Source organism: Kitasatospora sp. NPDC050463, assembly GCF_040655255.1.
Classification (GTDB): domain Bacteria; phylum Actinomycetota; class Actinomycetes; order Streptomycetales; family Streptomycetaceae; genus Kitasatospora.
Genome location: NZ_JBFAJO010000243.1, coordinates 1 through 1028 on the forward strand (window position 1 = coordinate 1; position 1028 = coordinate 1028).

The 1028-nt window shown below is 66.6% G+C and carries 2 protein-coding genes; one reads left to right on the forward strand and one right to left on the reverse strand.

Annotated elements, in window-relative coordinates:
- Nucleotides 1-36 precede the first annotated feature (36 nt).
- Nucleotides 37-579, reverse strand: coding sequence for a helix-turn-helix transcriptional regulator (locus AB0J08_RS41780; protein ID WP_360645490.1), 543 nt, complete (start codon nucleotides 577-579; stop codon nucleotides 37-39).
- Between the two features lie 83 nt (nucleotides 580-662).
- Here AB0J08_RS41780 and AB0J08_RS41785 point away from each other — a divergent pair.
- Nucleotides 663-1028 (forward strand): class I SAM-dependent methyltransferase (locus tag AB0J08_RS41785; RefSeq protein WP_360645493.1); only part of this gene is annotated, 366 nt, incomplete at its 3' end.

Here is a 1028-nt window from a genome sequence, read left to right on the forward strand (position 1 = left end):
AGAAGGGAACCGGTCGGTTCGCGGGAGTCCGCCGGCTCAAGCCGGGGGGTGGAGGTGGGTGCGCTGTCCGTCGTGGTCGAGGATGACGAGGATCTCTGCCGGACTGCCGTGTGCCTTGACGGCGTGGGGGGTCATGGTGGAGAACTCGGCGGCCTGGCCGGTCTCGACCCGTACGGCGCGTTCGCCGAGGATCAGCGTGACGGTTCCCGACAGGACGGTGAACCATTCCCTGCCGGGGTGCACGCCGAGCTGATCGATCCCCGGTCCTTGTGCCTCGTCCGTGATGCGCATCTTGGCGACGCTGACACCGCCGGGCGCGGATCCGCGGCTCAGCAGCCAGGTGGTCAGTCCTCGTTGCTCGTCGCGCTCGGGCCTGATCACGACGTCGTCGTCGTTGACAGTTTCCACCAGCTGGTCGATCGAGGTTCCCAGGGCGCGTGCCAGTGAGGTCAGCTGGTCGAGGCTGATGCGCTGGCGGCCGGTCTCGATGCGGCTCAGGCCGGAGGGGCTCATCAGGGCGCGTTCGGCGAGGTTGTCCAGAGACCAGCCGCGGGCCTGCCGCAGGCTCCGGATGCGCATGCGGACTGTGCTGTCCAAATCGCTTTCTTGCGTCATATGCAAGAGTGTATGTGATCCATGCAAGGTCACGTTACGGTCGAAGCATGAACACGATCTCCCGCGAAACCGGCCCTTCTCCTGTGCACCAGGACCATGCTGGAGCCGACGCCGGCATGGTCGCGATGGCCGAGCTCCTGGATCTGGACGCTGTGGTCCTGGGGCCCTACCTCTTGCAACTGACCAACTGGCTGGGCGAACTGTCCGACCGGGAACCCCTTCGCATCGTCGACCTGGGCAGCGGGACCGGGACCGGCGCTCTCGCCCTCGCGCAGCACTTCACGCAGGCCGCCGTCACCGCTTTGGACCTTTCCCCCCAACTGCTCCACCGGCTGACGAAGAAGGCATCCACGCTGGGTCTCGCCGACCGAGTTCGGGGCATGCAGACGGATCTGAACGAGGGCTGGCCTCAG

Bases quoted from the DNA above. Each gene is read 5' to 3' on its own strand.
- AB0J08_RS41780 (WP_360645490.1), bottom strand. From the start codon at position 579: ATGCGCATCCGGAGCCTGCGGCAGGCCCGCGGCTGGTCTCTGGACAAC.